The sequence below is a fragment of the Bacillus cereus group sp. BfR-BA-01430 genome, assembly GCF_022663115.1.
In the GTDB taxonomy this organism is placed as follows: Bacteria; Bacillota; Bacilli; order Bacillales; family Bacillaceae_G; genus Bacillus_A; species Bacillus_A cereus_BD.
This window is the reverse complement of sequence record NZ_JAKUEW010000005.1, coordinates 130,546-147,000: the sequence shown is the minus strand read 5'-3', so window position 1 is coordinate 147,000 and position 16,455 is coordinate 130,546. Positions and strand designations below refer to the sequence as shown.

The window sequence follows — 16,455 nt, the reverse complement described above, 5'->3', positions numbered from 1 at the left end:
TACCATCCTTTTCATTTTATGAAATATTTCTCGTAATCCCCATCAAGAGTATAACACAATTATATAAATAATGTATACTATTTATTTATTTTTGTTTGTGTGAATGTATAATTTTCCTATTTATATTTTACCGCGAAAAACTTGCAGGAATAAATGAATATTAATTGACAAATGAATAGCATTTCTTTAGTATAGGTTGGGACGGATACTCTCTTATCCCGAGCTGGCGGAGGGACAGGCCCGATGAAGCCCAGCAACCTCACTTGTACTGGTAAAAACAAGTGAATAGGTGCTAAAACCTGTGCGAGGCGAACGGTCTCGAACGATAAGAGCGAAGGGCAAAAAGCAGTATGCAAGTAGCAAATCAAACCTTTCCTCTATATAATGGGAAAGGTTTTTCTTTATACTTGTGTGGGAGAATAAATGAATGTCGCAATTTGTGGCAAGTTAAGGATGAGTTCCGTACAATATATACAATTACTGTAGGGAGGTTTACCACATGACAAAACAACGTCATCTGTTCACATCTGAGTCTGTAACTGAAGGACATCCAGATAAAATTTGTGACCAAATTTCTGATTCAATTTTAGATGCGATCTTATCAAAAGACGCAAATGCACGTGTAGCTTGTGAAACAACAGTAACAACTGGTTTAGTATTGGTAGCGGGGGAAATTACAACTTCAACGTATGTAGATATTCCAAAAATCGTTCGTGAAACAATTCAAGGCATTGGTTATACTCGTGCAAAATACGGATTCGATGCAGAAACTTGTGCAGTTTTAACATCTATCGATGAGCAATCTGCTGACATCGCTATGGGTGTTGACCAAGCGTTAGAAGCACGTGAAGGTCAAATGACTGATGCTGAGATTGAAGCAATTGGTGCAGGAGACCAAGGTTTAATGTTTGGTTTCGCATGTAATGAAACGAAAGAATTAATGCCACTTCCAATCTCACTTGCTCACAAATTAGCTCGTCGTTTAACGGAAGTTCGTAAAGATGAAACATTAGATTATTTACGTCCAGACGGTAAAACACAAGTTACAGTTGAGTATGATGAAAATGGTAAACCAGTACGTGTCGACACAATTGTAATTTCTACTCAACATCATCCAGAAATTACATGGGAACAAATCGATCGCGACTTAAAAGAGCATGTAATTAAAGCTGTTGTACCAGCAGAATTAATGGACGAAGAAACAAAATTCTTTATTAACCCAACTGGTCGTTTCGTAATTGGTGGACCACAAGGGGATGCTGGATTAACAGGACGTAAAATTATCGTGGATACTTATGGTGGATATGCTCGTCACGGCGGTGGTGCATTCTCTGGTAAGGATGCAACAAAAGTTGACCGTTCTGCAGCGTATGCAGCACGTTATGTTGCGAAAAATATTGTAGCAGCTGGTCTTGCTGAAAAAACGGAAGTACAGCTTGCGTATGCAATTGGTGTAGCGAAGCCAGTATCGATTGCAGTTGATACATTTGGAACTGGGAAAGTATCTGAAGAGGTACTAGTAGAATTAGTTCGTAACAACTTCGATCTTCGCCCAGCTGGCATTATTAAAATGTTAGACTTACGTCGCCCAATTTACAAACAAACAGCAGCTTACGGCCACTTTGGACGTACTGATGTAGATCTTCCTTGGGAACGTACAGACAAAGCAGCTGACTTAAAAGAGCAAGCTGGTCTATAATATAATAAAAAAGGTTTTGCGCGGAGGCGCAAAACCTTTTTTTATTTATAGTTAGGTTGTAATAGTGCAAAAAGTTCAATATCATGCCATGCTCCATTTCGAAATATCGCTTCTTTACACGTCCCTTCATGTTGAAAGCCAAGTTTCTTATAAAGATGTATTGCCTTATCGTTAAACGAAAATACTCGTAAAGAAACGCGATGTAAGTTTAATTCTCGAAAAGCGTAGTTTAATAATAGAGTTAATGCTTCTTGGCCATAGCCTTGTCCCCAGTAATCTTTCTGCCCAATATCGATGATACATTCTGCGTTTTGATTATAGGAATCAATATGAATGAGAGAGGTAATTCCAATTGGGAGGTTGCCATTTTTCAATTCGATTATATAACTTTTGGAATTAGTTGCGTGCATGATTTGTTTGCAAAATGCTTCGGTTTCTTCGAATGAATATGTATCAAGTATAGGGCTAGTTGTTCTCATAACCTCAGGATCGTTACGCCAGAGATGATAAGTTGGAATATCGTCTTCTGATAACTTTCGTAATCGAATTCGGTTGGATTCAAACAATTTGGAAATACCTCCTATTTCATCTCGTTATTTTGTTTCGTGCATAACCCAGCGCAAGCATTACAATATATTTCTCCATCAAGTTCAATATATTTTTTAATATTTGTCATCCCACTACTAGGGATAGGCATATGAATCCATGCTTTTTCATAAGTTTTGATTTCTTTTTTGCAAGATTTACAAAGTGTTGGTTTACTGCGGAACATTTGCAATCATCCTTTCTTTTGACGCGCTTTTCCAGCGCAAAATGCACTGCATAGTAAAAAAAGCGTGGCAAAACTAATTCCGCCAATCGTTGCATGAGGTACAGCATCTTTTAACGCAAATCCTACACTTATTGAAGCGATAAACAAAAGAAGAAATGTTGTTGTAAGTTTTTGATAGAGCTCCATGTATATCCTCCTCATCGTGAAAATATGGTTCGATGTATGGAATGTGAAAAATAGTAATTGTGATTGAATGAGTCATAGGGATGATGTGTGGTGGAAGAAACAATAAGATTCCTCTTTATGGATTTATATACTAATATTGTAACATATTATTTTACTTCGTCACTATATAATGATGAAAGTGTGATGTACTTCATATAGGCTAGAGGTTGAATCGGGTATGATAAAATAAAATATAGTTTGCTAAAAGGGGAGAATGAGAGTGAGTGTAGTAGAACATAAAAAACAAGCGCCAAAAGAAGTGCGTTGTAAAGTAATTACTGTGTCTGATACACGTACAGAAACAACGGATAAAAGCGGTAAGTTATTACATGAGTTATTAAGCGAAGCAGGTCATTTCGTAACTGCTTATGAAATTGTAAAAGATGATAAAGAAAGTATTAGGCAAGCTGTATTAAGTGGATATCAACAAGAAGATGTTGATGTTATTTTAACAAATGGAGGAACTGGTATTACAAAGCGCGATGTAACGATTGAAGCAGTTTCGGCATTAATAGATAAAGAAATTGTTGGATTTGGTGAGCTATTTCGCACGATTAGTTATTTAGAGGATATCGGGAGTGCAGCAATGCTAAGTAGAGCAATTGGAGGAACAATCGGTAGAAAGGTTGTCTTTGCTATGCCGGGTTCGACTGGAGCTGTGCGTCTTGCGATGAATAAATTGATTTTACCAGAGCTCGGGCATATTATATTTGAGCTAAATCGCCAATGAAGAGCGTAGCAGCGATTGTATTAGCTGGTGGTATGTCTAGACGCTTTGGAGAACCGAAAGCTTTAGTAAGTTGGCAAGGGTATACGTTTATTGAACGGATTGTTCAAGTGATGCAAGATGTAATACAAGATATAGTTGTCATTAGTCATGCTAGCATAAAAGAACGTGTAGCTCATTTAATAGAAGTTCCTGTTATAGAAGATATTTCTTTCTATAGAGGAGAAGGACCGCTTGCAGGAATTGTATCTGGTATGGAGCATCTTGAAGCAGAGTGGTATATGATTTCACCTTGTGACACGCCGAATATTTCTAGCAAATGGATAAAAGAAATAATAGGACAAATTGACGATGAATATGAAGCGATTATTCCGATTGTTGAGGGGAGAAAGCAGCCGTTATTAGGGGCGTATCATAAAAATGTGAAAGAGAAAATTTATAAATTATTAGACGAAGAAAAACGGAGCATGGAGCAACTTTTATTACATTGTAATGTAAAGTATGTGACGGGAGACGAATGGAATATAGAAAAAACATGGTTTGTAAATGTGAATACGAAAGAAGAATATGCTGAATTACTGAAATTTTTACGCAAGTAACTCGGTGCTATGTTGCTGAATCACCTCTTCGTATTGCATGGATAAACCGTGAAAGATTTCATCCCAACTTTGGGTAAGGGCATACGATCTAGCGGCTATACTCATTTGATTACGCATTTTATCATACTTTAATAATTGATAAATGGATGATAAAAATGATTCCGTTTGTTTCGGTTCACAAAGAAGACCTGTTTTTTTGTCTGTAATAATATTTTTCACACCGCCAGCATTTGCGCCAATCACAGGAGTTCCGCATGCGAGTGATTCTAATGCAACATTTCCAAATGTTTCTGTTGCTGATGGGAATATCATGAGATCGGAACAGGCATAAGTTTCAGCTAAGTCCTCACCTTGTAAATATCCTGTGAAAGTTACGTGATTACTTGGCGCATTTTTCTGTAATTCTGTAGCGAGAGGACCATCTCCAGTAATCATCCAATGAATATCATTGTCTCGCTCTTTTATTGTTGTTTGCATTAATCGTTGAAGAGTTTCTATATCTTTTTCTCGTGCAATTCGTCCGACATAGGAAAGGATATAGGGAGCGGTAATATTATATTTTCTTCGAAATACGTCTTTATTATAGGATGGATGGAAGAGAGAACAATCAACGCCGCGTCCCCATATATATAAATTTTGAAACTCCTTCTTTTTTAATTGTTGTAATGTTTCAGAAGAAGGGACAAAGTTTTTTTGCATATGGCTATGAAACCATTTCAAATAATTTCATAACATATTGGAGAGAAATTCGATTTTGTAATATTGTAAGTAAGCATCAAAATCAGTGTGATAGGAACCGACAAGAGGGATACCTAGCTTTTTTGCGTAATACATCCCGCAAAGTCCCATGTTAAAGGGTGTTGCAACATGAATAATATCAGGTTGAAATGTAAGAAGCTCTCGCTTAATACGCGGGGTAGGAAAAGCAAAGCGGCATTCTGGATATAAGATTGTGAGCGGGATGCTTCTCATTTTGTTCACATTGTCTATAAAATGATCTTCTGCTGTATGCTGTGGTGCAAACACGGAATAGGAAATATTTTGTCGTTTAAAATAATGGGTTAAGCGATCGAGAGTTTTTGCAACCCCATTTACTTGCGGTGTAAATGTATCAGTAAATATGGCGACTCTCATCAAATCTCTCCTTTACAAAAATAATGGAATGAATTGATAAAAAGAGATAAGGCCAGAACATGTGCCAAGGCACATACCTACAAATACATCCGATGGATAATGAAGCCCGAGATAAATACGGGAAACGCCAACACACAGTGCCAATGGTAGTAAAGCAATGAGTAAGTTGAAATCATGGCAAATAAATGGAGTGATAACAGAAAAAATGGCTGTTGTGTGCCCGGATGGAAAAGAATGATCTTTTAAAGGATGCGATGGATATTTTGCATTTTGGATTGTTAAATAAGGTCGTTTACGTGGATACCATCTTTTTAATATTTGTACAGGAATATGACTCATTGTTAAGGAAACAGCTGCTGCACTTGCTGCACTTTGTAGCGTCCCTTTTGAAAAAATAAGAAGACAAAGGACGAGTGAGATAGAGAAGACTGCACCACCGATGTGCGTAATGGTACGGAAAAAGACATTTAATGTTTTTTGATCGAAATAACGGTTAATTCCTTTGAAAATGTAACACTCTATTTTATATAAGGAGCTGACAGATTTCATCTTCATAGAACATCTCCCTTCTCATTTACATATACATTGAGATGATATCTTCTATTTTAATAAGATTTTGTTGAGGGAATAATAAAATTTTGTAAAGAAAACATTAGCATTTTCATAAAATAAGCTGCCATTGTTATGGCAGCCAGAAGAATTACTTTTGTAATGATTTATAGTACTGTCCTTTTTCAACATATTGCTTACGAATACGTTCCATATCTTTTCGATCTTCATCTGTTAATTCACGAATGACTTTTGCGGGACGTCCAAATGCAAGTGTATGAGGCGGTATTTTCTTTCCTTGGGAAACTAAGCTTCCAGCACCGATAAAAGCACCTTCACCAATTTCAGCACCGTCTAAAATGATAGAACCCATCCCGATTAAAGCATCTTTTTTTATTATGCAGCTATGTAAAATCACTTGATGCCCAATTGTAACATCATCTTCTAAAATGAGGGGATATTGCGGACTTTGATGCAGTGTACATTGATCTTGTACATTCACTCTATTTCCGATGATGGTTGGAGACACATCACCCCGAATGACAGTGTTAAACCAAATGCTGGATTCTTCACCGATTGTAACGTCACCTGTAATCGTAACGTAGTCAGCAATAAAAGCACTACTCGCAATTTTCGGATTTTTATCTTTATAAGGATATATCATGTTAAGCCTTCCTTTCCTAGAGACTATTTTTAGTGTATCAAATTATGAAAAAGAGTGAAATGGAGGAGAATTATATGTGGAATTATGAAGCGGAATCGGCAAAAGCTGTCATCGTAATTGTGCATGGCGCCATGGAATACCATGGGCGTTATGAAGCGCTGGCAGAAGAGTGGAATCACATTGGGTATCATGTTGTTATGGGAGATCTTCCTGCACATGGAACAACGTCAAGAAATAGAGGACATATTAATTCGTTTGATGAATACATAGAAGAGGTTAAAGCGTGGATAAAAGAAGCGAGAAAGTATAGACTACCTATTTTTTTATTGGGACATAGTATGGGGGGACTTATCATCATTCGAATGATGGAAGAAACGAAGCGTGAAGATATAGATGGTATTATATTAAGTTCGCCATGCTTAGGGGTGTTAGCTACCCCAGCGGCACCACTTCGAGCTCTTGCGAAGGTATTAAATATTGCTATGCCGAAATTACAATTTTCAACGAATCTTACAGTGGAAATGTCAACAAGAAATAAAGAAGTTCGAGATGCAATGGAAAATGATTCATTGTTCTTGCGCAAGGTATCCGTTCGTTGGTATAGTGAATTGATAAAATCTACACGAATTGCTCATGAAAAAATAGATGAGTTCCCAGATGTTCCGCTCTTGCTAATGCAGGCGTGTGAGGATAAACTAGTAGATAAAACGAGTGTCCGTAAATGGTTTGATAATTTAAAAATTAGTGATAAGGCGTATAAAGAATGGCCGAATTGTTATCATGAGTTATTAAATGAGTATGAGCGAGATGAAGTTTTTAATTATATCAAGTCATTTACTGAAATGCATGTCAATAACATAGTAGAAACAAATAAATAATGAATTTGTACATTTAATAGAGGAGATGAAGGACGAAGTGAACGTACCGAGTAATCCCATAACGCTCATGGCGAAAGTATACCGTGATGTGTTTCCGGTAGTACACCATGAGCTGGCAATGTGGAAAGAGCGTGCTTATCATATTCCGAATGACGAACTCCATAGTCAAGCGCTTGCAAGTATTGAACATAAAACGTTTCATTGTGAGGGCGGTAGTATTTTAGCGCTACTTGCAAATGAACAAAGGGAGGAATGTATTCGATTTATTGTAGCGTATCAGACGATTAGCGACTACTTAGATAATTTATGTGATCGCAGTACATCGCTCGATCCGAAAGATTTTGCTGCGCTTCATGAATCAATGTTAATGGCGTTAACACCTGAAAGTGAAAGTGGTGGCAATTATTATCGCTACCGTGATGATCAAGATGACGGTGGATATTTAGATGAACTTGTAGCTACTTGTCAGGATGTGTTAAGGAAAACGAAACATTACGATAAAATTGCCCCTATTCTTCATGAACTTGCATGTTACTATTGTGATTTGCAAATTCATAAGCACGTGAAATTAGAAGAACGAGAGCCTCGTTTGCAAACGTGGTTTGAAGCTCATAAAGAAAGTGTTCCACCAATGAGTTGGTTTGAATTTTCAGCATGTGCAGGATCAACCCTTGGAATCTTTTGTCTCGTAGCGTATGCTTTCCATGACGAATTACTTGATGAGGATATTATAAAGATTAAACAAGGATATTTTCCTTACGTACAAGGCCTTCATATTTTACTGGATTATTTCATTGATCAAGAAGAAGATCGAATTGGTGGCGATTTGAATTTTTGTAGCTATTATGAAAATGAGCAGGTCATATTAGCAAGAATGAAACATTTTGTGCAAGAGGCGGAAAAAAGTATTGGTGACTTGCCACATGCGAAATTTCATCGATTAATTAGCCGCGGATTATTGGGGATTTATTTGTCGGATCAAAAAGTTTCAGAGCAAAAGAATATGCAGCATATAGCACGGCGCATTGTGAAATATGGCGGTTTCACTTCAAAATTCTTCTATTGGAACGGTAAGATGTACCGAAAGAAAATGGCGCAGTGACGTGAAAAGACCACTCTGTTTAAGAGTGGCTTTTTACTATCTATAAATATCTAGCACATAAGGAGGGGAGCTAGTGAAGACAGAGAGAATGCTTTCGATACTTATTTGTTTGCTACAAAAAGATATCATTTCTGCTGAAGAGTTAGCCAACACATTTGAAGTTAGCAAACGAACGATTTATCGAGATATCGATGCGTTATCGGCAATTGGCATTCCGATTATTTCTTATTTAGGAAAGAACGGCGGCTTTACGTTAATTGATAATTATCGATTAGACAAATTTACATTTAGCGAAGAAGAAAAGCGTTTTTTACTAGAAGGTTTAACTTTAAAAAGCGAGCTTTTTGATGACGAGCAATTATCCATTTTGCAAAAGAAAATAGAGGTATTGAAAGAAACAAAGAGAGAGTACACGTCAAATATGACAGTTTCTTCCTCTACGTTACACCGAGAAACGATAGAAGAAGAGACAAAACGAAAGGTGAAAAAAATTCTTGTGATGATTGAGAAGGAGCAGAAACTTCAGATTTCATATGTATCACAAACAGGACACCTATCAAAGCGGATCATCCAGCCATTAAAATTAAATTTCATGAATGGCAGTTGGTATTTAGAAGCAGTTTGTGCATTAAGAAAAGCTTTAAGGTTATTCAAATTGACTAGAATTAGAAGTATGGACATAATCGATGATGACATTGAGATTGTTTATGATAGAAAGCCTGAATTTATAGGGGGGAGCAAAGAAAAGTTAGAACAAATCATTCTTGTATTTTCTAAAAGTACATTAGGTAAACTATATGATTTCTTTACGGATGAAGAAATTGAAGTACTTGAAGATGGAGATGTACAAGTAACTTTTCAATATGATATCAATAAAAATATATTGCCGTTTTTATTTATGTTTGGTAGAAATGTAAAAATTGTAGAACCGTTATGGCTAAAAAAGAAATATAGAGAAGAAATTGAATATATTTATAAAAGCTGACAGACTGTTGTCATATTTTGTATGATACCCTTTACTTATTAAATGTTGGAGGGATATACATGAATACAACAGTTACTGAAAAGCAGATTTATGGGAAAAAGGTGAGAACAAGTAACCAAAATATGAACAGCATATTTCAGTTATGGGAAGAGTTTCTTCAGCTCGATTTAAAAGGTGACGTATATAGTGTTTATACAAACTATGAAAGTGATTATACAGGTGAGTATGATTTGTATATCGGCACAGAAAAGGAGCTTGCCGCAGAAAATAGAATGATGATTCCAGCTGGGAATTATTACGTTGTTGAAGTAGACAATAGCAATCCGCAAGGTGTGTTTCACGCTTGGGAAAAAATTTGGCAAAGTGATATAAAACGAGCCTACCAAACGGATTTTGAATTATACTCCAAGGATGGGAGTATAAAAATATATTTATCGATTGAAGATTAAACGGACAGCCGGCTCCTTTAAAAGAGTCGGTTGTTTTATATACCACTTATATAGTTGAAATAAGTTCATTCTCCAATCACTCTTTCTATTTATGGTAAGGTTAATGAGAAAGGGTGATGACAACTAAATCTGCTGGTCTAACTGTAATGGATTATGTAGTACAGACTATGTTAGGAGTTATTATTATTGGCGATATCGTCTTTTTAGTAAATTAGAAACAGAAGGGAGAGAAAAGTAGCCCATGAGTATTGGAAATATCTTTTCCATTCTCTCGATCATTTTATTTATGTATATATTGTGGGAACATAAAAAAGAAGTAAAGGAAATGTATGAAAATTTGACGGTTATGCAGTTAATAGGCATGATTCTTTCATATATTGTAGCGACTTTTGTTGCGTTTCTTTTTATATATTATGGTGGGAATTGGATTGTAAATTATATCCCATTTTCCCCATTGAAAACAGTCGTTTCGATTATAATTATAGTTGCTGTTTTATTTTGCTGTTTGAAGGTGCTAAATCATGTTTTAAAAAAGATATGTGGCGATGCTTTGTAAAATATATTTATACAGAAAAGACGTGTACAGAGACACGTCTTTTTTATTTTGGATATTTAAGATGTAAGTTGTGATTTGTTTCTTATATATTGATGAACAACCGCCTTTGCAAGACATAAAGATGAATCTAAAAAGTAAAGGCTATCAGTTTCGCCGTTTATGACAACATTTAAATCAGTACAGGCAATAATAGCGGCATCTACTGTTCCTGCTAACTCTATAGAAAGAGTGTGCCATAATTCATTTGCTTTATGTAGGTGACCTTCCTTTATGCTTGAAATGATTTGCGTTGTATCTTTTTGCCAACTCTCTTTATATATATATTCTATACCACGATTTGTAATTTCATTTTGATAAATATGAGATTGAACAGTGGCATCCGTTGCTAAGAGGGTCACTTTATGAATATGACTTGGTAGTTCTTTCAGTGTCTCATCAATCATATTTAAAAGAGGAAGAGAGACTGCATTTTGTATTTCGCTAAAATATAAATGAGCCGTATTACATGGCATGGCAATAAAATCAACACCTATGTTTTCAAGTCTTTGAGCACCAGTGATAATTGCTTGTTTCATTGCTTCATGATCAATAGGTTTATCTATATAAAAAGGTGTCGGGCAAGAGTAAATCATCATATGTGGAAAATCTATATCATATTTTGCCCCATATATTTGTTGGCATTGTTCCACTACTGTGTCAATAAATGGCCCTGTTGATTTCGGCCCCATTCCTGCTAGTATTCCAATCATTTCTGTATATCCTCCTAATTTCGTAATTTAAATTTAGCAATTCTTGTTTTTGCCTACGTGTTCCTTCTTCTTACAAGATAAAGAAATAAAATCATTAAAATAAAGGAGTATGCAAGTGCCCATGTAGTAAGCCATAGTGTATGGATAGCCAAGTTATATTTATAAGAACTCAGCATCATAAAATCGTTAATAGGAGGAAAAATCCATAATAGTTCAGGCCATTCTTTTTTGAGACGAATAGATGCGATGGTAATCAGTAATACAAATGAAAGGCTAAGCCAAGCTGTGCTTGCTTTTTTTATGATGTTTCGTGTAAATAGTGTTGCAATGGAAACGCCGAGTATAGATAAAGAAAAGTGGGCAAGAAATCCTGTGATAAATAAGGAAAGCGTCATTTTTTCTTTAAACATTTGAAAGGCAATAGGATATATAACAGAAATAAGAGAAAGAATACTGCAAATAAGAAGAGCTGTTCCATATTTGCCAAGGTATAAGGTCTGTATATTTTTAGTATGTGAAAGAGTAATTTGTTCTTGAACAGGGTCTTCCGTATGAAACAGTGTAATAGTAATCCACGCTGCAAGTAAGTAGAGCATAAGAGCAGTTTCTAAATACGTGGAAACAATTGGATTTGGTTTGTAAGTATAAACAAAAAGTAAACTTACGATATATATCGCAATTGGAGGTACGTATTTATATGACTTTGTATAATCAAGAATGTTGTAACGAATGAGTGCAATCATAGAAATCTTCCTTTCGTTTTAACGATGTAGGTTGTAATAATGTAATGGATGCATTGTTATGTAATAAATAGTGAAGTATGTCATTTGTGTAAGTTTTTTTGATTTGCAATTGAATAAGATGCAGCTTTACGACATACGTAACATGGACGTAGCCAGGTTGTTTCTGTAATTCTGAGATGGAAAATGTATGTGGGACGGTTGCTTCTATATAAATATGTTCTTGTTGCATGATATCAGTGACCAATAGTTTGTCCTCTGCAATTGTATGATTGGCAATTGTCACAATTCGATCGGCAAAGCTTACTAAGAGTTGTTTTTCATGGCAAGTGAAGAGAATCGTGAGACCTTGTTCCTTCAATGTAAGCAATATATGTTCCAGTTTTTGCTGAGATTTTGGATCAAGTCCGGAAAGAGGCTCATCTAAAATTAATATATCAACATCGCTAAGGAGCGCTTGCATAATATTTGTTCTTTGCTTCATTCCTTTTGAAAAGTTTCTTATAACGGAATGATTGGCATGTTGTAAATGAAAAATCCCTAATAATGAAGGGATTTTACTTTGTAAATGCTCTTTTGAGAGGCCATGAATACGGCCGAGGTGATATAAATAATCTTCGAGTGTAAAACGAATATCTTCTGGAAACTGTTCAGGTACATATCCAATCTTTATATTCGATTCTTTGTAAATTGTGCCTGCTGTAGGATGAATAAATCCAGCGATGATTTTGAGCAAAGTGCTTTTTCCGGTACCATTGCCACCAACTATAGCAACGGCTTGTCCTTTTGGAATGGATAGATGAATGTTTTCTAATATAAGTTGTTTGTCATATTTCTTTTGAATTTCTTTTAGTTCTAGCAACAAAATAGTGTATCCACCCTTCTCTACAATATATGTGTATCCATTATATGGTATATGTTGGGGGGAATACAATACAAAAAGACGTGCGCATACCACACGTCTTTTTGTTGAAATTTATCGAGCGGTCGATATGTCATGTCGAAACGCCGATATATTTCAATTTGCGCCGATATAAGTAGAGTTACGTTCGATATATCAAAAAAATCGCCGATATATTTAACGTTTCTCAATGGCCACAATAAATGGTGGGTTATTTTGTTGATTGATGAATCCGTAGCGAAGGACATGGGCTTGTTTTTGATCCAAACTTTCAGCAAATTGTAAAACAGCATCACGCTCTATTTTTCCTTCTGGATGTCCGTGATAAATGACAAGAACGATGATTCCTTCCGGTGCCATAATTTCTAACAATTGCTCAATAGCAGCAATTGTCGAGTTCGGCTTTGTAACGATATGCTTGTCGCCACCAGGCAGGTAACCAAGATTGAAAATTGCTCCCGTTACTTTTCCTTTTGCTTCTGCTGGCAAGACGGATAATAGCGTATCGTGGCTATTATGAACAAGAACTGTTCGTTCTTCCAATCCTTTTTCTTTTAGACGAGCAGTTGAACTTTCAATGGCTTCTTTTTGAATATCAAATCCAAATACTTTCCCATTTTCTCCAACAATCTCTGCTAAAAAACAAGTATCATGACCATTGCCAAGGGTTGCATCAACAGCATAATCGCCCTCTTTGACAGCTATTTGCAAAAGTGTGCGCGCAAATGGTAGTACACGTTCTAATTTCATACTTGTTTCACCTCGTTTGCATATTTTCCTTGCCAACTTCCGCGGCGGACAAATTCTGCATCGATGGAATTTAATACTTCCCATTTATTTAAGCTCCACATTGGACCAATCATTAAGTCAGGAGGGCCATCACCTGTGATGCGATGCACAATTATGTCTGCAGGAATGATTTCAAGTTGGTCAACAACGAGATTTACGTAATCTTTTAAGGAAAGAAATTGTAATTGTCCTTTTTCATATTGTTTCACCATAGGTGTCCCTTTTAGTAAATGAAGCAGATGGATTTTAATCCCTTGTACATCCAGCTTTGCGACTTCGCGTGCAGTTTCCATCATCATATCGTAGTCTTCAAGTGGAAGGCCGTTAATAATGTGAGAACATACGCGAATGCCATGTTTACGAAGTTTATTTACGCCTTTTACATATGTTGGATAATCATGAGCACGGTTAATCAAGTTCGCAGTGCGCTCGTGAACAGTTTGTAAGCCAAGTTCAACCCAAAGATATGTGCGTTTATTTAATTCAGCTAAATATTTTACAACATCGTCAGGTAAGCAGTCTGGGCGAGTTGCGATGGAAAGACCGACTACGTCTTTTTCTGCTAAAAGAGGTTCGAATTTTTCTTTTAATACTTCAACTGGAGCATGGGTATTTGTATATGCTTGGAAATAGGCGATACATTTTCCATCTTTCCACTTTGTATGCATTTTTTCCTTCATTTCATAATATTGTGTTACAACATCATCACGGCGATCACCAGCAAAGTCACCAGAACCAGCAGCGCTACAAAACGTACAACCACCGTATGCGACTGTGCCATCACGGTTCGGACAGTCAAAGCCGGCATCTAATGAAACTTTAAAGATTTTTTCACCAAATTCTTTTCGTAAATGATAGTTCCACGTGTGGTAACGTTTGTTGTCATTTGTATATGGAAAAGGGTTTTGAACCTTCATACTTATATTCCTCCTACATTTCAGAGCGTACAGTAAAAACAAAATCCATTATAACATACTCATAAGGTCGATATGGAAGGGACACACTAAAGGGGAAGTAACGGCAAGGAGGAATTTGTTATGGCAGAGCGTCAATCACTTGAAGCATACATTACACAAGCTGAACAAGCGATGGAATATGCAAAAGAGCAGTTAGATATTGGAAGTAGGCAAGAGCATTACAATACAATGGAGTATTCAGATGCGCAGTTAAAGTTAGAACAAGCTTATAATGATTTACAAGTGATGCAGCAATATGCGAATGATGAACAGCGTGAGCAGTTAAATCGTGCACGTATGGCAATTAGACAATTGCAACATCAAATGATTATTACGCCGCACTAATAAGGAGTGAATGAAAGTGGCAAAACGTTCTGATCAAAATAATCCAGAGCAAAAAACACAAAATGGGCATAATGCTGAGTTTTCAAATGAACTTGACCCAGTTGTTCAAGCGAAACAACGTAATCGTAAAAAAGGACAACCTCAAAAATCGAAGCAATCAGAGTGAGTCAGGTCGAAGTATGACCTGGCTTTATTTTGTAATCTTACGTATTGGACGCTTACAATTTTACAGAAATTAACGATGTGACAAGCAGCTTTAAAAATAAGCCAGCTTGCCTCGTAGCTTATAAAGCATGATGAAAGTCGCTTTTTATAGAGAAATATATTATGCTTGATAACCGAGAAAAGATTTGGAGGAAACAACAATGATTGCACATATTGGCACAGTCGCACTTTACGTAGAGGATCAACAACAGGCACTTGAATTTTGGACAGAGAAGGCTGGATTTGAAATATATCGTAATGACCCAATGGGGTCAAATGCAAGTTGGATTGAAGTAGGACCAAAAGGAGCTCGGTCACACTTAGTTATTTACCCAAAAACAATGATGCCAAATGCAAATGAGTTAAAAGCATCAATTGTATTTGTAACAGACGATATGACAGAGACGTATGAGACAATGAAGAAAAACGGTGTGGAGTTTAAACAAGAACCAAACGAAATGCCTTGGGGAACTTTCGCGATCTTTCAAGATAATGAAGGAAATGAGTTTGTGTTAAAAGGTTAATATATAAAGCTGAGCTTATGTAAGCCCAGCTTTATATATATTACAAAAATGTAAGGTAAATGTAATATTAACCAATGGTAGAGATTCTGGAAAAGATGCAAAATAGGAAGCAGAAAACATGTAGGAGGATGTATATGAGCAAATCAGTTGTAGACGTAAAAAACGTCCAAAAAGTGTACGGTAAAAAAGGTGAAAATCAATCTTATGCTTTAAAAGGTGTATCGTTTTCGATTCAAGAGGGAGAATTTGTTGGGATTATGGGACCATCTGGTTCTGGGAAAACAACATTACTAAATGTGATTTCAACGTTAGATAAAGCAACAGGTGGTGTTGTTGAAATTGCAGGAACGGATATTACAAAGATGAAGCAAGGGGAGCTATCTGATTTTCGTTCTCAAAAATTAGGATTTATCTTTCAAGACTTTAACTTACTGGAGAACTTAACGATTTATGAAAACATTGCTCTTCCGCTATCACTTCAAGGTGTTTCATCACGCAAGATTGGACCAAAAGTAGAAAAGGTAGCAGAAATGTTAGGGATTTCAGAGATACTTCAAAAATATCCATCTGAAGTATCTGGCGGACAAAAGCAACGTTCAGCAGCAGCACGTGCCCTTGTGCATGAGCCAGCTATTATTTTAGGGGACGAGCCAACCGGAGCGCTTGATTCCAAAAATGCAACAAGCCTTTTAGAAGCCATGAAGAATTTAAATGAAGAACAAGGTGTATCCATTATGATGGTAACGCACGATCCATACAGTGCAAGTTACTGTGAGCGTATTTTATTCATTCAAGATGGTGAGTTATATAAAGAGATTCATCGAAGTGGAACACGTGAAGACTTTTATAAAGAAATATTAGATGTGCTTGCAGATTTAGGCACAAAAAAAGCGTAAGAAAGGAGGTAA

22 protein-coding genes, 1 pseudogene and 1 riboswitch are annotated in these 16,455 nt (G+C 36.3%); of the genes and pseudogenes, 12 read left to right on the top strand and 11 right to left on the bottom strand.

Annotated elements, in window-relative coordinates:
* Positions 1–210 precede the first annotated feature (210 nt).
* A riboswitch (SAM riboswitch) is annotated at positions 211–332 on the top strand.
* A 167-nt stretch (positions 333–499) separates the two neighbouring features.
* Positions 500–1,699, top strand: coding sequence for a methionine adenosyltransferase (gene metK, locus MR058_RS11925; RefSeq protein WP_242144221.1), 1,200 nt, complete (start codon positions 500–502; stop codon positions 1,697–1,699).
* Between the two features lie 41 nt (positions 1,700–1,740).
* On the opposite strand, the gene MR058_RS11920 is transcribed toward metK, so the two are convergent.
* Genes MR058_RS11920 through MR058_RS11910 form a run of 3 tightly spaced genes read right to left on the bottom strand, consistent with a single transcriptional unit; the run spans position 1,741 to position 2,657 of the window.
* Entirely contained in the window at positions 1,741–2,265 is a 525-nt protein-coding gene (locus MR058_RS11920) for a GNAT family N-acetyltransferase (RefSeq protein ID WP_242144220.1), read from the bottom strand.
* 14 nt (positions 2,266–2,279) lie between these two features.
* Positions 2,280–2,471, bottom strand: coding sequence for a hypothetical protein (locus MR058_RS11915; protein WP_242144219.1), 192 nt, complete (start codon positions 2,469–2,471; stop codon positions 2,280–2,282).
* A gap of 6 nt (positions 2,472–2,477) precedes the next feature.
* On the bottom strand, positions 2,478–2,657 hold the full coding sequence (locus tag MR058_RS11910; protein WP_242144218.1) for a hypothetical protein: 180 nt from the start codon (positions 2,655–2,657) through the stop codon (positions 2,478–2,480).
* A 259-nt stretch (positions 2,658–2,916) separates the two neighbouring features.
* On the opposite strand from MR058_RS11910, the gene MR058_RS11905 reads away from it, so the two are divergent.
* A complete protein-coding gene (locus MR058_RS11905; RefSeq protein ID WP_242144217.1) occupies positions 2,917–3,426 on the top strand; it encodes a MogA/MoaB family molybdenum cofactor biosynthesis protein in 510 nt (169 codons plus the stop codon).
* On the top strand, positions 3,423–4,022 hold the full coding sequence (locus tag MR058_RS11900; RefSeq protein ID WP_242144216.1) for a molybdenum cofactor guanylyltransferase: 600 nt from the start codon (positions 3,423–3,425) through the stop codon (positions 4,020–4,022). The genes MR058_RS11905 and MR058_RS11900 overlap by 4 nt, the downstream gene beginning before the upstream one ends.
* On the opposite strand, the pseudogene MR058_RS11895 reads toward MR058_RS11900, so the two are convergent.
* From MR058_RS11895 to MR058_RS11885, 3 genes and pseudogenes are all read right to left on the bottom strand, one after another.
* Positions 4,011–5,156 (bottom strand): annotated as a pseudogene (locus MR058_RS11895) (glycosyltransferase family 4 protein). The gene MR058_RS11900 and the pseudogene MR058_RS11895 sit on opposite strands and share 12 nt — an antisense overlap.
* Before the next feature lie 12 nt (positions 5,157–5,168).
* Positions 5,169–5,711: a phosphatase PAP2 family protein gene (locus tag MR058_RS11890; protein WP_242144215.1), complete on the bottom strand. Its 543-nt coding sequence runs from the start codon at positions 5,709–5,711 to the stop codon at positions 5,169–5,171.
* Positions 5,712–5,856: 145 nt separating this feature from the next.
* The gene (locus MR058_RS11885; protein WP_242144214.1) at positions 5,857–6,369 is read right to left on the bottom strand and encodes a gamma carbonic anhydrase; all 513 of its coding nucleotides are present in this window, start codon (positions 6,367–6,369) and stop codon (positions 5,857–5,859) included.
* A 74-nt stretch (positions 6,370–6,443) separates the two neighbouring features.
* On the opposite strand from MR058_RS11885, the gene MR058_RS11880 reads away from it, so the two are divergent.
* The 5 genes from MR058_RS11880 (at position 6,444) to MR058_RS11860 (ending at position 10,339) form a co-directional block, all read left to right on the top strand.
* Positions 6,444–7,247, top strand: a complete 804-nt coding sequence (locus MR058_RS11880; RefSeq protein WP_242144213.1) for an alpha/beta hydrolase — start codon at positions 6,444–6,446, stop codon at positions 7,245–7,247.
* Between the two features lie 37 nt (positions 7,248–7,284).
* The gene (locus MR058_RS11875) at positions 7,285–8,349 is read left to right on the top strand and encodes a tetraprenyl-beta-curcumene synthase family protein (protein WP_242144212.1); all 1,065 of its coding nucleotides are present in this window, start codon (positions 7,285–7,287) and stop codon (positions 8,347–8,349) included.
* A 73-nt stretch (positions 8,350–8,422) separates the two neighbouring features.
* Positions 8,423–9,334: a helix-turn-helix transcriptional regulator gene (locus tag MR058_RS11870; RefSeq protein ID WP_242144211.1), complete on the top strand. Its 912-nt coding sequence runs from the start codon at positions 8,423–8,425 to the stop codon at positions 9,332–9,334.
* A 59-nt stretch (positions 9,335–9,393) separates the two neighbouring features.
* Positions 9,394–9,783: a GyrI-like domain-containing protein gene (locus tag MR058_RS11865; RefSeq protein ID WP_242144210.1), complete on the top strand. Its 390-nt coding sequence runs from the start codon at positions 9,394–9,396 to the stop codon at positions 9,781–9,783.
* Positions 9,784–10,024: 241 nt separating this feature from the next.
* On the top strand, positions 10,025–10,339 hold the full coding sequence (locus MR058_RS11860) for a hypothetical protein (RefSeq protein WP_242144209.1): 315 nt from the start codon (positions 10,025–10,027) through the stop codon (positions 10,337–10,339).
* Positions 10,340–10,395: 56 nt separating this feature from the next.
* Here MR058_RS11860 and MR058_RS11855 read toward each other — a convergent pair whose 3' ends face one another.
* The 5 genes from MR058_RS11855 to mnmL form a co-directional block, all read right to left on the bottom strand.
* Positions 10,396–11,088 (bottom strand): aspartate/glutamate racemase family protein, encoded by a 693-nt coding sequence (locus MR058_RS11855; protein WP_242144208.1) that lies wholly within the window; start codon positions 11,086–11,088, stop codon positions 10,396–10,398.
* A 53-nt stretch (positions 11,089–11,141) separates the two neighbouring features.
* Positions 11,142–11,831 (bottom strand): ABC transporter permease, encoded by a 690-nt coding sequence (locus MR058_RS11850; RefSeq protein WP_242144207.1) that lies wholly within the window; start codon positions 11,829–11,831, stop codon positions 11,142–11,144.
* Entirely contained in the window at positions 11,800–12,693 is an 894-nt protein-coding gene (locus MR058_RS11845) for an ABC transporter ATP-binding protein (protein WP_242144206.1), read from the bottom strand. The genes MR058_RS11850 and MR058_RS11845 overlap by 32 nt, the downstream gene beginning before the upstream one ends.
* Positions 12,694–12,906: 213 nt before the next feature.
* Positions 12,907–13,479: a tRNA 5-(aminomethyl)-2-thiouridylate-methyltransferase MnmM gene (gene mnmM / locus MR058_RS11840; RefSeq protein ID WP_242144205.1), complete on the bottom strand. Its 573-nt coding sequence runs from the start codon at positions 13,477–13,479 to the stop codon at positions 12,907–12,909.
* Positions 13,476–14,435 (bottom strand): tRNA modification radical SAM protein MnmL/YtqA, encoded by a 960-nt coding sequence (gene mnmL / locus MR058_RS11835; RefSeq protein ID WP_242144204.1) that lies wholly within the window; start codon positions 14,433–14,435, stop codon positions 13,476–13,478. The genes mnmM and mnmL overlap by 4 nt, the downstream gene beginning before the upstream one ends.
* Before the next feature lie 120 nt (positions 14,436–14,555).
* Between mnmL and MR058_RS11830 the strand changes: the two genes are divergently transcribed.
* The 4 genes from MR058_RS11830 to MR058_RS11815 all read left to right on the top strand — a co-directional run bounded on the left by MR058_RS11830 (position 14,556) and on the right by MR058_RS11815 (position 16,443).
* Positions 14,556–14,819 carry a YtzC family protein gene (locus tag MR058_RS11830; RefSeq protein WP_242144203.1) on the top strand — a complete coding sequence of 88 codons (264 nt, stop codon included), beginning with the start codon at positions 14,556–14,558 and terminating at the stop codon, positions 14,817–14,819.
* A gap of 16 nt (positions 14,820–14,835) precedes the next feature.
* A complete protein-coding gene (locus tag MR058_RS11825) occupies positions 14,836–14,985 on the top strand; it encodes a hypothetical protein (RefSeq protein WP_003208774.1) in 150 nt (49 codons plus the stop codon).
* A 199-nt stretch (positions 14,986–15,184) separates the two neighbouring features.
* Complete coding sequence (locus tag MR058_RS11820) at positions 15,185–15,547, top strand: VOC family protein (RefSeq protein ID WP_048723986.1); 363 nt, start codon at positions 15,185–15,187, stop codon at positions 15,545–15,547.
* Between the two features lie 134 nt (positions 15,548–15,681).
* Positions 15,682–16,443 carry an ABC transporter ATP-binding protein gene (locus MR058_RS11815; RefSeq protein WP_041810079.1) on the top strand — a complete coding sequence of 254 codons (762 nt, stop codon included), beginning with the start codon at positions 15,682–15,684 and terminating at the stop codon, positions 16,441–16,443.
* Positions 16,444–16,455: the final 12 nt, after the last annotated feature.